This is a genomic window from Enorma phocaeensis (genome assembly GCF_900186505.1).
GTDB lineage: Bacteria > Actinomycetota > Coriobacteriia > Coriobacteriales > Coriobacteriaceae > Enorma > Enorma phocaeensis.
This window is the reverse complement of sequence record NZ_LT891968.1, coordinates 157,949-174,464: the sequence shown is the minus strand read 5'-3', so window position 1 is coordinate 174,464 and position 16,516 is coordinate 157,949. Positions and strand designations below refer to the sequence as shown.

The 16,516-nt window shown below is 61.5% G+C and carries 16 protein-coding genes; 11 read left to right on the top strand and 5 right to left on the bottom strand.

The window, feature by feature from the left end:
• Positions 1–75: 75 nt before the first annotated feature.
• Positions 76–618 carry a flavodoxin domain-containing protein gene (locus tag C1717_RS01205; protein ID WP_102371434.1) on the bottom strand — a complete coding sequence of 181 codons (543 nt, stop codon included), beginning with the start codon at positions 616–618 and terminating at the stop codon, positions 76–78.
• A gap of 156 nt (positions 619–774) precedes the next feature.
• On the opposite strand from C1717_RS01205, the gene rlmB reads away from it, so the two are divergent.
• The 5 genes from rlmB (at position 775) to C1717_RS01180 (ending at position 5,376) form a co-directional block, all read left to right on the top strand.
• On the top strand, positions 775–1,713 hold the full coding sequence (gene rlmB, locus C1717_RS01200) for a 23S rRNA (guanosine(2251)-2'-O)-methyltransferase RlmB (protein WP_102371433.1): 939 nt from the start codon (positions 775–777) through the stop codon (positions 1,711–1,713).
• A gap of 81 nt (positions 1,714–1,794) precedes the next feature.
• Positions 1,795–2,490, top strand: coding sequence for an NYN domain-containing protein (locus C1717_RS01195; RefSeq protein ID WP_102371432.1), 696 nt, complete (start codon positions 1,795–1,797; stop codon positions 2,488–2,490).
• Positions 2,491–2,661: 171 nt separating this feature from the next.
• Positions 2,662–3,648: a glutamine-hydrolyzing GMP synthase gene (gene guaA, locus C1717_RS01190; protein WP_102371431.1), complete on the top strand. Its 987-nt coding sequence runs from the start codon at positions 2,662–2,664 to the stop codon at positions 3,646–3,648.
• A gap of 335 nt (positions 3,649–3,983) precedes the next feature.
• Positions 3,984–4,310, top strand: coding sequence for an AAA family ATPase (locus tag C1717_RS10770; RefSeq protein ID WP_245859339.1), 327 nt, complete (start codon positions 3,984–3,986; stop codon positions 4,308–4,310).
• Between the two features lie 151 nt (positions 4,311–4,461).
• Positions 4,462–5,376, top strand: a complete 915-nt coding sequence (locus tag C1717_RS01180; protein WP_102371430.1) for a hypothetical protein — start codon at positions 4,462–4,464, stop codon at positions 5,374–5,376.
• Between the two features lie 700 nt (positions 5,377–6,076).
• On the opposite strand, the gene C1717_RS01175 is transcribed toward C1717_RS01180, so the two are convergent.
• Together C1717_RS01175 and C1717_RS01170 are read right to left on the bottom strand one after the other, a co-directional pair.
• On the bottom strand, positions 6,077–6,595 hold the full coding sequence (locus tag C1717_RS01175) for a ferritin (protein WP_102371429.1): 519 nt from the start codon (positions 6,593–6,595) through the stop codon (positions 6,077–6,079).
• Between the two features lie 191 nt (positions 6,596–6,786).
• A complete protein-coding gene (locus C1717_RS01170; protein ID WP_245859337.1) occupies positions 6,787–7,428 on the bottom strand; it encodes a GNAT family N-acetyltransferase in 642 nt (213 codons plus the stop codon).
• Positions 7,429–7,654: 226 nt separating this feature from the next.
• On the opposite strand from C1717_RS01170, the gene purH reads away from it, so the two are divergent.
• The 4 genes from purH (at position 7,655) to C1717_RS01150 (ending at position 12,965) form a co-directional block, all read left to right on the top strand.
• On the top strand, positions 7,655–9,289 hold the full coding sequence (gene purH, locus C1717_RS01165; RefSeq protein WP_102371428.1) for a bifunctional phosphoribosylaminoimidazolecarboxamide formyltransferase/IMP cyclohydrolase: 1,635 nt from the start codon (positions 7,655–7,657) through the stop codon (positions 9,287–9,289).
• Between the two features lie 226 nt (positions 9,290–9,515).
• On the top strand, positions 9,516–9,974 hold the full coding sequence (gene tnpA / locus C1717_RS01160; protein WP_077071246.1) for an IS200/IS605 family transposase: 459 nt from the start codon (positions 9,516–9,518) through the stop codon (positions 9,972–9,974).
• Positions 9,975–10,266: 292 nt separating this feature from the next.
• Positions 10,267–10,725 (top strand): IS200/IS605 family transposase, encoded by a 459-nt coding sequence (gene tnpA, locus C1717_RS01155; protein ID WP_102371427.1) that lies wholly within the window; start codon positions 10,267–10,269, stop codon positions 10,723–10,725.
• 653 nt (positions 10,726–11,378) lie between these two features.
• Complete coding sequence (locus C1717_RS01150; RefSeq protein WP_077071627.1) at positions 11,379–12,965, top strand: IS3 family transposase; 1,587 nt, start codon at positions 11,379–11,381, stop codon at positions 12,963–12,965.
• Between the two features lie 105 nt (positions 12,966–13,070).
• Here the strand turns inward: C1717_RS01150 and C1717_RS01145 are convergent, their stop codons facing one another.
• On the bottom strand, positions 13,071–14,291 hold the full coding sequence (locus C1717_RS01145; protein ID WP_245859336.1) for an IS110 family RNA-guided transposase: 1,221 nt from the start codon (positions 14,289–14,291) through the stop codon (positions 13,071–13,073).
• A gap of 47 nt (positions 14,292–14,338) precedes the next feature.
• Positions 14,339–14,629 (bottom strand): IS110 family transposase, encoded by a 291-nt coding sequence (locus C1717_RS01140; protein WP_425430935.1) that lies wholly within the window; start codon positions 14,627–14,629, stop codon positions 14,339–14,341.
• A gap of 534 nt (positions 14,630–15,163) precedes the next feature.
• Between C1717_RS01140 and C1717_RS01135 the strand changes: the two genes are divergently transcribed.
• Entirely contained in the window at positions 15,164–15,817 is a 654-nt protein-coding gene (locus tag C1717_RS01135; RefSeq protein ID WP_102371426.1) for a hypothetical protein, read from the top strand.
• 28 nt (positions 15,818–15,845) lie between these two features.
• Complete coding sequence (locus tag C1717_RS01130) at positions 15,846–16,511, top strand: response regulator transcription factor (protein ID WP_102371425.1); 666 nt, start codon at positions 15,846–15,848, stop codon at positions 16,509–16,511.
• The last annotated feature ends 5 nt before the right edge of the window (positions 16,512–16,516 follow it).

Genomic DNA, 16,516 nt, shown 5'->3' with positions numbered 1-16,516 from the left:
GGGGGAGCGGCTTCGTGTTCTTGGACGGTCACGGCAAATTCGCACTCTGCATCGGCTGCTGGCTAGCTGGGGTCCTTACCTGCGCAATCCGAGCTGTTCGAGCAGCGGTTCCAGGTACGAGCGATTGCAGTCGTCGAAACCTTCGCGCATGCCGTCGAGGGCGATCTGCTCGCGCTTGTTGCCGCGCGCGATCTCGCCTTCGAGCATCTTGAAGTAGATGCGCATGGCGATCTTGTCTAGCGCTCCGAGGCGCTCGAAGTGAAAGCCCCCGCGGCAGTAGACCCATGGCAGGTCGGGATAGCTCTCCGCGGGGAAGGAGCGGCGGAACGCCTCCTCGTGCTCGCTGGCAGGCCAAAGATCGCACGGCATGGGCGTTGCGCCCACGGCGACTACGGCGTAGCGCTTCTCGGGGTGCTCTGCCATAAAGGCTTGGAAGCGCTTGGAACCCTTGATGCTCGCCGCATGGAACCAGCTCACGAAAACAACGAGCTCGGCGTCCGCAGCCGCAGACTCGATGTTCTCTAGCGGCTCGGGTATGCAGCCTACCTCTTCTGCCATCCAGTTGGCATATGTCTTGGCAGACCCGGTTTGGGAGCGGAAAACGACGGCGGATTTCATTGGACCTCCCTGAGACGCGTACTCCGTACTACTATTCCCTGGGAGGTTGCGCTCGGTATTGCCGTGGAGAATGCCTTACCAAGCGCTGACATCCTACACCGTTCGCGGAGCGTTTCGTATACTTTCGTATCGGAAGGAACCTGCGAAAGGTAGCTTATGGGAAGCAGACAGCAAGGTGGTCACCGGGGACGCGGCGGCTCAGGCGAGGGGCGGCAGCAGTCTGCGGGCACTCGGAGAGGCGGTGCTCCGCGCGCTGAATATGGCAAGAAGGCCGCGGCCGGGCAGGGTAGAGCCCCGCGTTCCGCCGGAGCGCGCTCTAAAGCCGGGAACGCGGCTGGCGGACGCCCAGCTGGCGGCCGGCCTGCTGGCATGTACATCGAAGGTCGTCGTGCCGCCGCAGAAGCGCTGCGCACAGGATTTCCGGTCAAGCGCGCGCTCGTGGCGGAGGGCGAGGATCGAGACGCGGTGCTCTCCAAGCTCGTGACCGACGTGCACGCTGCGGGCATCCCGGTGCTTCGCGTGCCGCGTGCGGAGCTCGACGGGCTGTCGAGCCACGGCGCGCATCAGGGCATCGCGCTCGAGGTGGGCGCCTTCCCGTATGCCGAGCTGGCCGACGTGATCGCGAACGCTGGGGAGGGTCCCGCCCTCGTGGTGGTGCTCGACCACGTGACCGACGCGGGCAACTTCGGCGCGATCGTGCGGTCCGCCGAGGTGGTGGGCGCGGCGGGCGTGGTCATCGCCAGCAAGCGCGCAGCAGAGGTTACGGTCGCGACGTACAAGACAAGCGCTGGCGCCGTGATGCATCTGCCGATCGCCCGGGTGCCCAACATCGCCCGCGCGCTCGAGGAGCTCAAAGGCGCAGGGTTCTGGACGGTCGGCGCGAGCGAGCATGCCGAGGGGGTGTGCTGGGATGCGCCGCTTTCCGGTCGCATCGCGCTCGTCATGGGCTCGGAGGGCGACGGGCTGAGCCGACTCGTGCTCGAGACCTGCGATGACCTTACGAAGCTGCCGCAACATGGCAAGACCGAGAGCCTGAACGTGGCGCAGGCGGCTACGGCCCTTTGCTACGAGTGGCTGCGCCAGAACTCGCGCTGACGCGAGCTGTCAAAACGTCGATCAGATCAAGAGGCGCCTGACGTCAAGAAGTGCCTGGCGTTGCGCGCGTGAGAGGGAGCTATGGGCAAGAAGAGCCGGCAGAAGGCGAAGGCGAAGCGGTTCGGCGAGGGTTCGGCAAAGCCGATCGTGAGCGCGCAGACATATGGCGCGGGCAATGCGTTCGCCTCGGCGTTCGTGAACGAGAGCGTGGTCGATCCGGCACGTGGTACGAACTCGCGGGGCGAGCGCGAGCTTCTGGTGGTCGATGGCTACAACGTGATCCACGCGAGCCCGCGCTACGAGAAGCTCATCTTCGACCGTTCCGACGACCCCTATTCCAACGACGTTTACGACCGCGCGCGCACGGCGCTCATCGCCGACGTGGCGGCCTTCGCGCTGCGCCGCTACGATCCGGTGATCGTGTTCGACGGCGCGGGCAACGTCTCGGCCGATCGGCCCAACCTGCCCCAGGCGGGCGTGCGTATCGAGTTCTCTCCCACGGGCGTTTCGGCCGATACGGTGGTGCAGCGCCTGTGCACCGAGGCTCGCGAGGCCGGCCGTGCCTGCTCGGTGGTGACGAGCGACGGCACCATCCAAGCCACGGTCATGGGCAAGGGGGTCACGCGTATCTCGGCGCGGATGTTCGTCGAGGAGATTCGCCAGGTGGATGTCGATGTGGCGGAGGCGGAGGCCGCGCCGGACATCAAGCTTACGCTCGGTAGCAGGCTTTCGGCGGACACGCTCTCCAAACTCCAGGCGCTTCGCAACCGCATGTAGGGCGCACCGTTTGCTGGGTTGCTGAGGGCTACCCGTACGTCGATGCGAGCTGCCCCTGCCTCGATGTATCACGCCCGTTCCCGCCTGCGCCGCTTGCCGACGAGCCGTGCGCCCCAATCTACGCAGCCGATACACTGAATCTAGGTATGGCTCGTTCAAAGGAGTTGCGTCATGGAACTACCCAGCAAGCGTCCCGATGACATGGTCCGCATCACCACGCCCGAGCTCGCGCAGTCGTTTATCGACGAGCAGGTCGAGGCGCTGCGAGAGCAGATCGGTGAGGGCAACGTGCTGCTCGCGCTTTCCGGCGGCGTCGATTCCAGCGTGGTGGCAGCCCTGCTCATCCGTGCGGTGGGCAAGCAGCTCATCTGTGTGCACGTGAACCACGGCCTCATGCGCAAGGGCGAGTCCGAGCAGGTCGTTGACGTGTTCAAGAACCAGATGGACGCGAACCTGGTTTATGTGGACGCCACCGACCGCTTCCTCGATCTGCTTGATGGCGTGGCAGAGCCCGAGCGCAAGCGCAAGATCATCGGCGCCGAGTTCATTCACGTGTTCGAGGAAGAGGCTCGCAAAGTGGCTGGCGAGGTGAGCTTCCTGGCGCAGGGCACCATCTACCCGGACATCGTCGAGTCCGACGGCGTGAAGGCGCATCACAACGTAGGCGGTCTGCCCGACGACCTGCAGTTCGAGCTCGTCGAGCCCGTGCGCCTGCTCTTTAAGGACGAGGTGCGCCAGGTTGGGCGCGCGCTCGGGCTGCCCGAGTCCATGGTCGAGCGCCAACCGTTCCCGGGCCCCGGTTTGGGCGTGCGCTGCCTGGGCGCGATCACGCGCGACCGCTTGGAGGCGCTGCGCGAGGCCGATGCCATCCTGCGCGAGGAGTTCGATGCGGCAGGGCTCGCTGGCAAGGTGTGGCAGTACTTCGTCGTGGTGCCGGACATGCGCGCGACCGGCGTGCGCGACGGCAAGCGCGCCTACGAGTGGTCTGCCATCATCCGTGCTGTGAACACCGTCGACGCCATGACCGCAACGGTACCGGAGCTCGACTGGTCGCTCATGAAGCGCATCACCGATCGCATCTTGGCCGAGGTGCCGGGCATCTGCCGCGTAGCGATGGATCTCACGCCAAAGCCCATCGGAACGATCGAGTGGGAGTAATATTTGGGAACACAATTCCCAAATCTGACCAAACTGGCGTAACGTGAGAACATGGCCTCTCGGAAGGGAGGCCATTTCATGTATATAGAACGCGAAATAGAGCCAACGATTGGCAGTATGCTCAAACAAGGCAAAGTGGTGCTGGTGATAGGCGCTCGCCAAGTCGGCAAGACGGCGGCCCTCGGGGAGCATCTGGGTGAGTCGTCCGGCTACATCTCGATGGAAAACCCTCGCGACTACCTGCCCGCAAAGCAAGATGACGTACTGTTCTTCGAATCGAGGGAACCTCCCGCTGATCATCGACGAAGTCCAGCGCTCCCGAGCTCATCTCGCCCATGAGATGGGTGGTCGAACAGTCTGACGAGAAGGGGCGCATCGTGTTGTCCGGCTCGCGGGCACACCATCTCATGAAGGGCGCGAGCGAGTCGCTAGCCGGTCGAATCAGAATCGTCGAGCTACCGCCTTTGAGTCTGAGGGTGCTGGGCGGGCGCCTGCGCGCTGCCGAGCGTTACGGCCGTACGATGGGCGGGTGTCGCTCTGTGCTCGCTTTTCGTCCTCGTGCAGATGCTCATAGGGGTGGGGTGAGTTCTCCTGGCTTGGCGACATCACACCGCTCGCGCTCTTCGCTCTGGGAACCGCCGTCTTCTCGTGGCGCGACCTGAGCATGTAGGTCGTGTCCGGGAAGAGCTGTACAGTTCATGCACGAACCCGCCGCTCATATCATGCATAGCGGGCATAGGCAGCCTAATTGCACATAATGGGGTGGCGTCCGCTATCCGCTTGTATCCCTTCAACACGCCGAAAGAGGCCGCCATGGACTACCTAACCACGTTACATGAAGCTATTAAGAAAAAACTGATCGCAGTTGAAGGACCGCTTGAATTCGGAAACGGCGGAAGCAGGACGCGGAAGCTTTACCATCTCAAGCGCCTGGAAGACAACTTGGTCGTCCCGATGTCTGGAAGCGTTCGCGCCATGTATGAGCGCGGAGGCGGAAGCGAGCTCGACGGGAAGATGTGTTCCATCCGGTCTAGCTCGGCAATGACGTTCAACCTGCTTGGAAACGGTCCTGTGAGGATCACTTCAGGAAAGCATGCTGGAAGCTATGAGCTTGCCTATGAGTACCAGCTGCCGACGTTGCGAAACAACCCGCATCCGGCGAATCTCGACGCGTATCTGAAAGGCGAAGGAGAAGACGTCTACTGCGAGATGAAGATGTTCGAATGGCTCGGGACTCCCCGTCACACCCTTCGCCCCGATTATCTCGAAGCGACTCACTACCTCGTTCCTCGCGAAGATGCCGAAAGGTTCGTAGCGATGTTCCAGAAACTCGCGTGTATCTGCGTCATGGGAAGGGGGCGTAAGCCTGAACACCTTTCAGGTGGAAGGTACGACAGCCTGCAGATGACGAAGCACCTGCTCGCGATCTACGGAAAGCTCGTGAACGACGCCACGTACCGACCAGGAAAGGTGACGCTGCTGAACTGCGTCTGGGAGTTCACCAACCCCAGCACCCTGGAAGGCTACATGGAGAAATATCTGAAGATGGAAACGGAAGAGCATAAGGGCTTCGAAAGCTTTGAGAAGCTTGCCGAAGAATATATTGCCCCGCTGTTTGAGGCACAAGGTACGTCGCTCTCGATTGAATACATGACCGCGGCTGAGCTGATGGAACTCGTCGAATACGAACCTTGCCACCGTGCGAAGCTGGAGCGCTACATCGTCTAGCGAAGCTGTCTCGCCCGATTCCCGTTAGAAGGCCTCCCATGCTTACGGTGCTTAAAGGTACCCCGCGGCGTCCGGTCAGGGCTGCCGGCACGCCGCGAGGCCGACGTTGTCGCGCGTTGTTCGCGCCGCATGCCGCGCCGGGCCCGAGGGCCCCGACGCTGGTGCGGGTTCCGGTTGCGAGTGCAGGTGGTTATGCATGTTGCTCGGAAGCTGCACTCACTCGGGCTTTTGCACGCCAACATCGACATACGGTTTTTTTGATGGTCTGTATGCTGTGCACCCTGAATGCCGTTGAGAAAAAAAGACAAAGAACCTGCTCAGCAAGTAACCGGACAGGAGGACTTCCCTGTTTTATTGATATAAGTCTGTGCCGTCCTCCTCGCGGCATGCGGGTCGTGTTGGAAGGTCGCGACCGATAGGGAGGGGGTGAGCTCATTTTGAGTTCAACTCAGGTGGTTGAGAACCGACCGATTCTGGTGAATGAGGAGGCCTCAGGGGACCACGTAGAAGAGGCTATGGAAGTGCACGATCTGATTGCTGGGCGGGGGCAATCGCGGCACGTGGCTCCAGGAAGAAGCTCTTCAAGGCGGTAAAATGCTCCTGTCTAGACAAACGAAGCCCCGGTCCTTGCGGCCCGGGGCTCCTTGGAAAAGGGGGGCAGTTTTGGCGCCGGCGAGTCGTTTCGGCGCCGATACAAGAGCTACAGCGGCAGGGCAGTCATCTGGGCGTAGACGCGTGCCTGGTACTCGCGATCGAGATCGTAGAGGCCCTTAGGATCGCTGCCGAAAAGCTTCATGTTGGTGATCATGTCGCGAGCGTTGGTCTCCTCTTCGCCCTGCTCGGAAACGAACCAGTCAAGGAACTTCATCGTGCGGACGTCATGATGCTCATGCGCGACCTCGTAGCAGTGGTGGATGAGGCTCGTGACATACTCCTCATGTGCAAGGCCCGCTTCAAGCGGCTCAAGGTCATTCTCAAACGTCTTATCGGGCTTAGCGATTGCCTCCATCGTGGGCTTGTAGTCGTTATCCAGCAGATAGCGGCGGATCGCCATGGCGTGGTCCATCTCCTCCTTGGCCTGGATTTCATACCAGTTGGCGAAGCCCTTGAGGCCACGGTCGTCATAGTAGTCGGCGAAGGTGAGGTATAGATACGCCGAGTAGAGCTCCTTGTTGATCTGCTCGTTGAGTACGCTCGTTACCTCTTCGTTAAGTGCCATGGTTTCTCGTCCCCTTCGAACGCAGCGCCGGCGGGCGCATTTTTCCTCATCGATGGATATACCCAATCGTCGGTGGTGAAACGCGAAACCGGGGTCCTCGCAACTCCATCACAATGTGCTACTCCGTGCATGGATGTTGGGGGCCACGGTGGCCGGTGAGGGCTCGCGTCGGCAATCGGCATGACGGGCTGCTATGCGGAAAGATCCAAATGGTAGAGGTACATCTCGCGTGCAAGAACGCGGCGCTCCTCTCGGTTGCAGCGATGCGCCGCTACGCGTTTGAGGCCGTGGTGCTCGTAGAATTGCCAGCTGCACGAGGTGTCGGTAAAGAGGTAGAGGCTCTGGGCGGAACGGTCGGCGCAGTATGATGTGGCGGCGTCGATGAGGACGCTGCCGATGCCAAGATGGCGCGCGCCCCGTCCAACCGCCAGAAGAACGATCTCTGCTCCGCGGTCAACCCCGCTTTGCTCCAGGAGGCCGTTGTTCACGCGAAGCGAAGAGCGTGTGTAGGAGCGCATCCATTCTGCCGCTCGTTCGTCGAGTTCGCGCAGGCGTTCGAAGAGCTGAGCCTCCAGCTTGAGCCAGCGGTCTGCATCGGTCGCACGTTCGCCTTCAGCACGCGCGAGTACGATGCCCTGCGGTACGCCATCGATAAGGGCTACCTGGGAAAACGTCGATGTGCTCAGGCAATATGCCAGATCCATCTCGGCTTCTAGATGGTTATATTCCTCGATCTCGGAGCGGGTATGCCACTCCGGACGCAGAATGGATGCGACCGCATCGAGGTCATCATCCTCAAAGGGGCGATAACGAACGCGTGAGACCACGGTCACCTTCTCTCTTGGGACTACATTCGTTCTATCACGTTCGCATCGGTGGGTTGTGTCGGCTGCGTGACGGCAAGGAATCACCGCGGTTCGCACGCAGATCGCTCACAGGTTCTTGTCAATTTCTCCGGGAGTTGTTGTATCCTGCGCGAATTCGCGCTTTGCGCTACATTAGAGGGTATTCATTGTTGTCGGGCGGTTTTGCCCGGCTTCGTCGCAGGAGGAGGGCGGCATGGGAGCTGAACGTAAGATCAAGCGCGCGCTGATCTCGGTCACCGACAAGACGGGGGTGGTCGAGTTCGCGCAAGCGTTGGTCAACGACTTCGGCGTCGAGATTATCTCGACCGGAGGTACGGCTAAGGTGCTTGAGGAGGCTGGCGTGCCGGTCAAGCCTATCGAGCAGTTCACGGGGTATCCCGAGATGATGGACGGTCGCGTGAAGACGCTCCATCCCAAGGTCCATGGCGCCTTGCTCGCGCGCCGCGATTCCGAGCAGCATATGGCAGAGGCCGCGGAACACGGCATCGAGTTGATCGATCTCGTCTGCGTGAACCTTTATGAGTTCGAGAAGACCGTTGCCGACCCCGACGTCACCTTCGAGAACGCCATCGAGCACATCGATATCGGCGGTCCGAGCATGCTGCGCTCTGCTGCGAAGAACAACGACTCCGTCACGGTCGTGTGCGATCCAGCTGACTATGATGCGATTCTTGATGAGATGCGCGTTCACTGCGGTGCCACGACCAAGAACACGCGCCGCCGCCTTGCGGCAAAGGTCTACACCCGCACCGCTGCGTACGACACGGCTATCTCGCTGTGGCTCAACACCTATCTAAAGCTTCAGGAGCAGGCCATCGATCCCGAGGAGCCCTTCGATCCGCCGTCGATCATCGACTTGCACCTGAGCAAGGTCCAAGACCTCCGTTACGGCGAGAATCCGCATCAGGCAGCTGCCGTCTATCGCTTCGACGGGGAGTTCGCCCAGCTCGTGAGCTCTGCAAACCCGCTTGTTGGCGCTGAACTCATCCAAGGCAAGCCCCTCTCGTACAACAACCTGCTCGATGCCGATGCTGCATGGAACGCCGTGCGCGAGTTCGATGAGCCCGCCTGCATCATTCTGAAGCATCAGAATCCGTGCGGCTCGGCGATCGGCTCGGATGCCACCGAGGCCTACGACCGCGCGTTCGCCTGCGATCCCAAGAGCGCTTTCGGCGGGATCATCGCCGTCAACCGCGAGGTTCCGCTCTCGCTCGTCGAGCACTTCGCCGATCAGAACAAGCAGTTCGTCGAGGTGCTCATCGCTCCGAGCTATACGCCCGAAGCACTTGAGCGTCTGGCAAAGCGCCAGAACCTGCGCGTGCTCGCAACGGGCGGTGCCGAGGGGCACGCGAAGCTCGAGCTTCGCTCCGTCGATGGCGGCATGCTCATGCAGAGCGTTGACACGGTGGATGAGGATTCGACTGAGTTCACCTGCCCAACCACCCGCAAGCCAACCGATGCCGAGATGCGCGATCTTTTGTTCGCGTGGAATGTCGTGAAGACGGTCAAGTCGAATGCCATCTTGGTCGCTAAGGACCGCGCCGGCATCGGTATGGGTCCCGGTCAGCCGAACCGCGTCGACTCGGCGTTGCTCGCCTGCGAGCGGGCCGAGGAGGCTTGCGAGCGCATGGGCGTTTCTGCCAGCGGATTCGTTGCTGCAAGCGATGCGTTCTTCCCGTTCCGCGACAACGTTGACGTGCTCGCGGAGCACGGCGTAACGGCGATTATCCAGCCTGGCGGTTCGGTGCGTGATGACGAGTCCATCAAGGCGTGCGACGATCACGACATCGCGATGATCTTCACGGGCACGCGTCATTTCCGACACTAAGCACATTCTGAAGCTGGGAACCAAGACCCACGTTCGAGCAGATGGGGCACGGGATCATTCCCGCGCCCCATCTTTGTTCAAGGGTCATCAACCCTGTGGCGCGCGCAGCGCGCCACTGAAAACCACCCGCTACGCGGGTGGATCCCACTGATGCTACGCAACGGGCCGCCCTCCTCCTAGGATGGTGATTGTTCAGGTCGCCAGCCCCAAGAGGAGGGTGATAGCCATGGCGCAGAAGGCCAACAGCCTCGCGCACACGAAGTGGCTCTGCAAGTACCACATCGTGTTCACACCGAAGTATAGAAGGAAGGCGATATACAACCAATACCGCAAGGACCTCGGGGAGATCCTCAGGCAGCTCTGCCGCTGGAAGGGGGTGGAGATCATAGAGGGGCACCTGATGCCGGACCACGTGCACATGCTGGTCAGCATCCCGCCCAAGATCAGCGTGTCGAGCTTCATGGGCTACCTGAAGGGGAAGAGCTCGCTGATGATGTTCGACCGGCACGCGAACCTCAAGTACAAGTTCGGGAACAGGAAGTTCTGGGCGGAGGGCTACTACGTGTCCACCGTCGGCCTGAACGAGGCCACGATCGCCAAGTACATCAGGGAGCAGGAGGCCGCCGACATCGCGCTGGACAGGCTGAGCGTGAAGGAGTACGAGGACCCGTTCGGTAGGGGGTAGCGGCCCGCCCGTTCGACGGGCGTGCCACGAGTCAAGGGGCTATCGGGCCTGAACTTCGTTCAGGCCAGGGACTTGAGTCCCTGGCCTGGGCCCCTAGGGTTACACCCTAAGAGCAAACCACCCGCTATGCGGGTGGTCCTTCTTCAAGGGTCATCAACCCTGTGGCGCGCGCAGCGCGCCACTGAAAACCACCCGCTACGCGGGTGGATCCCACTGATGCTACGCAACGGGCCGCCCTCCTCCTAGGATGGTGATTGTTCAGGTCGCCAGCCCCAAGAGGAGGGTGATAGCCATGGCGCAGAAGGCCAACAGCCTCGCGCACACGAAGTGGCTCTGCAAGTACCACATCGTGTTCACACCGAAGTATAGAAGGAAGGCGATATACAACCAATACCGCAAGGACCTCGGGGAGATCCTCAGGCAGCTCTGCCGCTGGAAGGGGGTGGAGATCATGGAGGGGCACCTGATGCCGGACCACGTGCACATGCTGGTCAGCATCCCGCCCAAGATCAGCGTGTCGAGCTTCATGGGCTACCTGAAGGGGAAGAGCTCGCTGATGATGTTCGACCGGCACGCGAACCTCAAGTACAAGTTCGGGAACAGGAAGTTCTGGGCGGAGGGCTACTACGTGTCCACCGTCGGCCTGAACGAGGCCACGATCGCCAAGTACATCAGGGAGCAGGAGGCCGCCGACATCGCGCTGGACAGGCTGAGCGTGAAGGAGTACGAGGACCCGTTCGGTAGGGGGTAGCGGCCCGCCCGTTCGACGGGCGTGCCACGAGTCAAGGGGCTATCGGGCCTGAACTTCGTTCAGGCCAGGGACTTGAGTCCCTGGCCTGGGCCCCTAGGGTTACACCCTAAGAGCAAACCACCCGCTATGCGGGTGGTCCTGATTTATATACACATGTTCGCGGATAAAAAGTACATTTCGTCGAGTGGGATGGGCCGAAATCCCTTTTGGCCCCGTGGAGAAACGCACTGTTTTCATCGTGGCGGATGTTCGTTGCTCTTGGCGGTGGTCCAATTGCGTTTGGTCAGATAGACACACCTCTTCTGCTATAAAACGTGCAGGTAGATGAATTGCACTTCATTGGTCTACTCTGCCAGATTGGATTTGACCACCGCCAAGACAATCGAACTGTTCTTTGGGCTGCTGGCGATGCTCTTACCAGAGTCTCGCGGCGGTGTTCCCGTGACTGATTGAAGAAAGGGGCGCCGATTTCGCTTGGACGGGGCGCCCGGTTTCGCTTGGCGATTTGTTTTGGCACGGGGGTTGCAAATTAGAATGCTGCACACGTAGAAGCGCTTCGCAGGGGGGTGTTCCTATAGTTTTGTCAACTGATTTTGTTGGCAAAGGGACTGCGGTGGGAATCCTGGACCAAGGCGGGACAGGAGGAGAACCGCATGTACAGCCAGGGGCAGAGGAAGCGCGCGATAGAGACCTTCATCAAATTCGACCATAGCTACGCCGACACCGTCGCAGAGTTAGGATATCCGACGAGAGCCTGCCTGCGTAACTGGTGGAACGAGTACAAGAAAACCGGTGAGGTGCCCGAGAGCAAGTTCGCCACCGATCCGAGGTACACCGCAGAGATGAAGCAGCGCGCCGTCGAGCACTACCTCGAGCATGGAAAGAGCCTGGTGAGGACGATGAGGGCGCTGGGATATCCCAAGAGCCGCGAGGTGCTCGGCGACTGGATCGACGAGATAGCGCCCGGGCAGCGCAAGTATAGGGGCCCGAACCCAAAGACGCCGCCGATTCCAATCGAGAAGAAGGTGCAGGTGGTGGCGGAGCTGGAGGCGAGGACTGGGCCCGCCGCGGTGATAGCCGAGCGTCACGGCGTGTCGAGGACCGCACCCTACTTCTGGCGCAGGGAGATGATGGGCGATAATAACGGGGGACCCGAGAAGAAGGGAGAACCCGTGAGCAAGGAGTTCGACGACCTGCCCGATGACATCGAGCAGCTTCAAGATATGCTGCGAGAGGCGAAGATGCAGCTCAGAAAGGTGCAGCTTGAGCTCGACGTACGCCAGGCGACCCTCGAGATAGTAAAAAAAGACCCGGGCGCCGACCCGGACCGCCTGGCCAACGCGGAGAAGGCGGCGATGGTGACGGCGCTGAGGACCAAGTATAAGCTCTGCGAGCTGCTCCCCGTGGTGGGCATGGCCAAGAGCAGCTACGAGTACGCGAGGAACGTGCAGCTCAAAGGCGAGACCGAGGAACACGCGTCCGCCAGGGAGGCGGTAATAGCGGCGTTCGAATCCAGCGGCGGCACCTACGGCTACAGGCGCATCGTCGCCGAGGTCAACGCCGGGTCTGGATCTGAGAGCCGAGTCGGCGAGTGGACCGTGCGTGCCATTATGGCCGAGGAGAACCTGGTCGCATGCGCCGCCAAGAAGAAGCGGCGCTACAGCTCCTACGAGGGCGAGACGTCCGCAGCGCCTCCGAACCTACTGCTAGACGAGCGGGGAAAGCACCACTTCCGCGCCGACAGCCCGAACGAGACATGGATAACGGACGTCACCGAGTTCCGCATCCCCGCCGGCAAGGCCTATCTCTCGCCAATCGTCGACTGTTTCGACGGAATGCCGCTGAGCTGGTCGATCTCCACGTCTCCCGATGCCGAGATGGCGAACTCCTCGCTGCTCGGAGCGTGTGAGTGGCTCGACGAGGGCGACCACCCGGCCGTGCATTCGGATAGAGGCGGTCATTATCGCTGGCCAGGCTGGATAAAGATATGCGAAGAGAACGGCCTGGTCAGATCGATGTCGAGGAAGGGCTGCAGCCCCGACAACGCGAGGTGCGAGGGCTTCTTCGGAAGGCTCAAGGTGGAATTTTTTTACGGACGCGACTGGGATGGGGTTACAATCGAGGAGTTCATCACCATGCTCGACGCGTATCTGAGATGGTATCGTGACATCAGGATCAAGAGCGACCTGGATTACAAGAGCCCCATGCAGTACCGAAGGGATTTGGGACTAGTCGCATAGGATGGATTTGGTCCAGGATTCCCACCGCAGTCCCAAAGATCACTGCTTTCGAGCATGCTGACGCCAGCCCTTGTCGGGCTGGCGTTTTTCTATGGCTCTGGCTAGCTAGGCCGAGTACGGGACCTTGTCCCTCATGATCGCGTAGATCACCTTCATCCTCTTCCTGGCGACCGCCTTCAATGCCTCTCCGTGGCACATGCCGCGATCCCTGCATTTGCGGTAGTAGTCGCCGAACCGGCCCCTGCTCCTGCTAAGCGAGTTGCAGGAGAAGATGAGCAGGTTTTTCAGCCTCTTGTTTCCCTGGCGCGAGGCGCTCACCGACGATATCGACTTGCCTGACTGGCGGTTCCTGGGAGCGATTCCGCAATACGATGCGAGGTGGTCGTGGTCGGGGAAGTCGTCGATGTCGATGCTTATCACCAGCTCCGATGCGGTCCTTGGGCCGATTCCTGGGATGGTCAGCAGGCATTCGTAAGTGCCGTCCTCGACGAGCAGCGCCGTTATCTCCGTGTCGAGCCTTGCGGCTTCCTCGGCGGACTCCCTGATACGCCTGGCAAGCATCCTGACCTGCGGGTTCTCTGCCATGACCTGGTATTCGGACGGGCGCGTCGACGACGATATCGCCGCCAGCGCGGCGTCGATGCGCGCCCTGTTCGCGCCGCGGGTCACGGCGCCGACGGCAGGCTTGCCGGCATCCAGGATGCCCCAGGGGCCGCCCAGGGACTCCATCATCTTCAGCCAATGGGGATCGGCCAGGTCGGCCAGCGCCTCGAACGCGGGGCAGCTTTCCAGGAGTATGCTCCTGAGCCTGTTCTTGTCACGGGTGGAGCAGGTGACCATGTGGTTCCTCTGCGCCGCCATCGACCTTGCGGCCTCGAGCCTCTCGTCGCGCCTTGGCACGGGCAGCAGCGAATCCGGGATGCCGAGCGCCGTCTTGGCTATGACCGCGGCGTCGCGCTCGTCGGTCTTGGCGTCGCCCGCGAACAGCTTGGCAGCTCCGTGGGCGGCGATTCCCGGCAGGTAGGCGACGGGCAGCCCGGCCAGCCTTGCCCTCGATATCGCCAGCGACCCGATGTTGCGCACTTGGTCGACGACGACCAGCGTCCCTGCATCCACTCGGGCGAACAGGCTGTCCAGGTCATGCTCGGTGTTGGCCACGGGGCCGCTGGCGAGGATCTCGCCCTGCCTGGTCACGTGGCACGCCCAATGGGAGAACTTCCCGACGTCGAGGCCTATTACGGCAGGGCAGGCGGTGGCTTCGGTCAGCATGATGGTATCCTTCCAATCGTCGGTCGATCGGAATGCTGCCTCGCGCGACACCCACATTACCTGGCCGTGGCGCTCTTTGGTCGGAGGAGCCCGGCAGTTTCCTATTAGTCGTNCTTGGCAGCTCCGTGGGCGGCGATTCCCGGCAGGTAGGCGACGGGCAGCCCGGCCAGCCTTGCCCTCGATATCGCCAGCGACCCGATGTTGCGCACTTGGTCGACGACGACCAGCGTCCCTGCATCCACTCGGGCGAACAGGCTGTCCAGGTCATGCTCGGTGTTGGCCACGGGGCCGCTGGCGAGGATCTCGCCCTGCCTGGTCACGTGGCACGCCCAATGGGAGAACTTCCCGACGTCGAGGCCTATTACGGCAGGGCAGGCGGTGGCTTCGGTCAGCATGATGGTATCCTTCCAATCGTCGGTCGATCGGAATGCTGCCTCGCGCGACACCCACATTACCTGGCCGTGGCGCTCTTTGGTCGGAGGAGCCCGGCAGTTTCCTATTAGTCGTCAGAAGCAGCGGCGCCCGCGTCGGCAACACCCCCCGGGCCCTCAAGGGGCAGGGGCATAAGGCCGTCCGCGGGCGCCCGATCGGCAGTCCCTCGGGACATATGTCAATCGTAGTCCGACCGTCTAAGCGGATGGCTTAAGCGATTGGGCTAACTACTTCTCAAACTGTAATGGGGGCTACGCGAGGTGCACGCAAGATCGCCCATCTAGATGCTGTGTGAGGTACGCGGTATCCATAGGAATCTGAGAGCTCAGCTTGCTGAGGGCACCAGCAGGCGGGTATGAGGACATCATTCTTGCTTGAACTTGATGAAGCGGTTCTGATGGGGGCTACAATGGCTTCGGAATGGAGCGCGCGCCGCCCGCCGTGCAAGCGATCTGGGGGCAAGCGTGCTGAAACGCTCGTCGCATGGGGAGGCATCTATGGCAGATGAAGATTTTTCGCTGGGCGAGCCTGCGCTCGTGTGCCGCTGGCGCCTTGCCGGCAGGCATGTGCCCATGCTCAACCGGCACATGCGCGCCCTATCTCAGCGCCATCTTCAGGATGGTCCCATAAGCGCGAATATGCTTTCTTGGGTCAAGCAGCACATAGAATGGGCGCTCGCCGAGGATACGACCGCCGCGGCAGATGGCGTTCTCATGCTGGTGATTGATGAAGCGGGTCAGGCAGTCATGAGCACCGGTGCTTACGCGCCGCTCGCTGATGCGACCGCCGACGCTCTCATGGTTCGCGCAGCGAACGCTCGCGTGGAAGCAGATAGAACGGGGATCGCGCCTGAGGTGCTCTGCTCCGTGGCGAATGGAGTCCTCACGGTGGGCATATCATCCGAGGCGAATCCCTGTGCCGCAGTGAGTTTGGCCGAGCAGCTCGCACAGACGCGCGGTGTTCGCGTCGAGCGTGATCCAGCCCTCTCGTACCGCGTCGTTGGCGGACTTGACGCGGGCGCGGTGGCTCTTCTTTCCGACGAGCACGGAGCGGTGGCTTCAATCGATCGCGTGGGGACTGCAGCAGATGCAGAGCTGATTGCATTTTTGGTGTCCGCATTTGACAAGCTGCGTGACTCCGCGCGCCGTTGACCGACGATTTCCAGAGAGGAGATCTACGATGCCGCAAATCTTCGTCGTCGAGGACGATGAGGCTATTCGTATCGAACTCGTGCAGCTTCTCGAACGCAACGGATACGAGGTGCGTTGCGCCGAGCGCTACGAGCATGTTGTCGATGAGGTTCGCGCTGCTGAGCCGGACTTGGTGTTGCTCGACCTCACCCTGCCCGGGACGGACGGCCAGTTCGTCTGCCGTGAGCTCAGGGCGGTCTCGGAGGTCCCCATCATCGTGCTCACCTCCCGGGTCACCGAGATCGATGAGGTCATGAGCATGACCTTGGGTGCCGACGATTTCATCCCCAAGCCTTACAGCGCCCGCGTGCTTCTGGCGCGCATTCAAGCGTTGCTGCGTCGCGCATCCGGGACGGAGGGGCGTACGGCGATCGAGCACGGCGGCGTCACGCTAGACCTTTCTCGCTCCGTTGCGTCGGCTGAGGGCGGCCAGGTGGAGCTCACGAAAAACGAGTCGCGCATTCTCTCGCTGCTCATGCGTCGCGCTGGGCAGATCGTCTCGCGCGAAGCCATCATGCGCGATCTGTGGGATTCCGATGCGTTTGTGGACGACAACACCCTCACGGTCAACATCAATCGGCTGCGGGCGACCCTCGCTAAGATCGGCGTGACGAATTACCTGGTTACGCATCGCGGCCAAGGCTATTCGGTGTAGGAGTT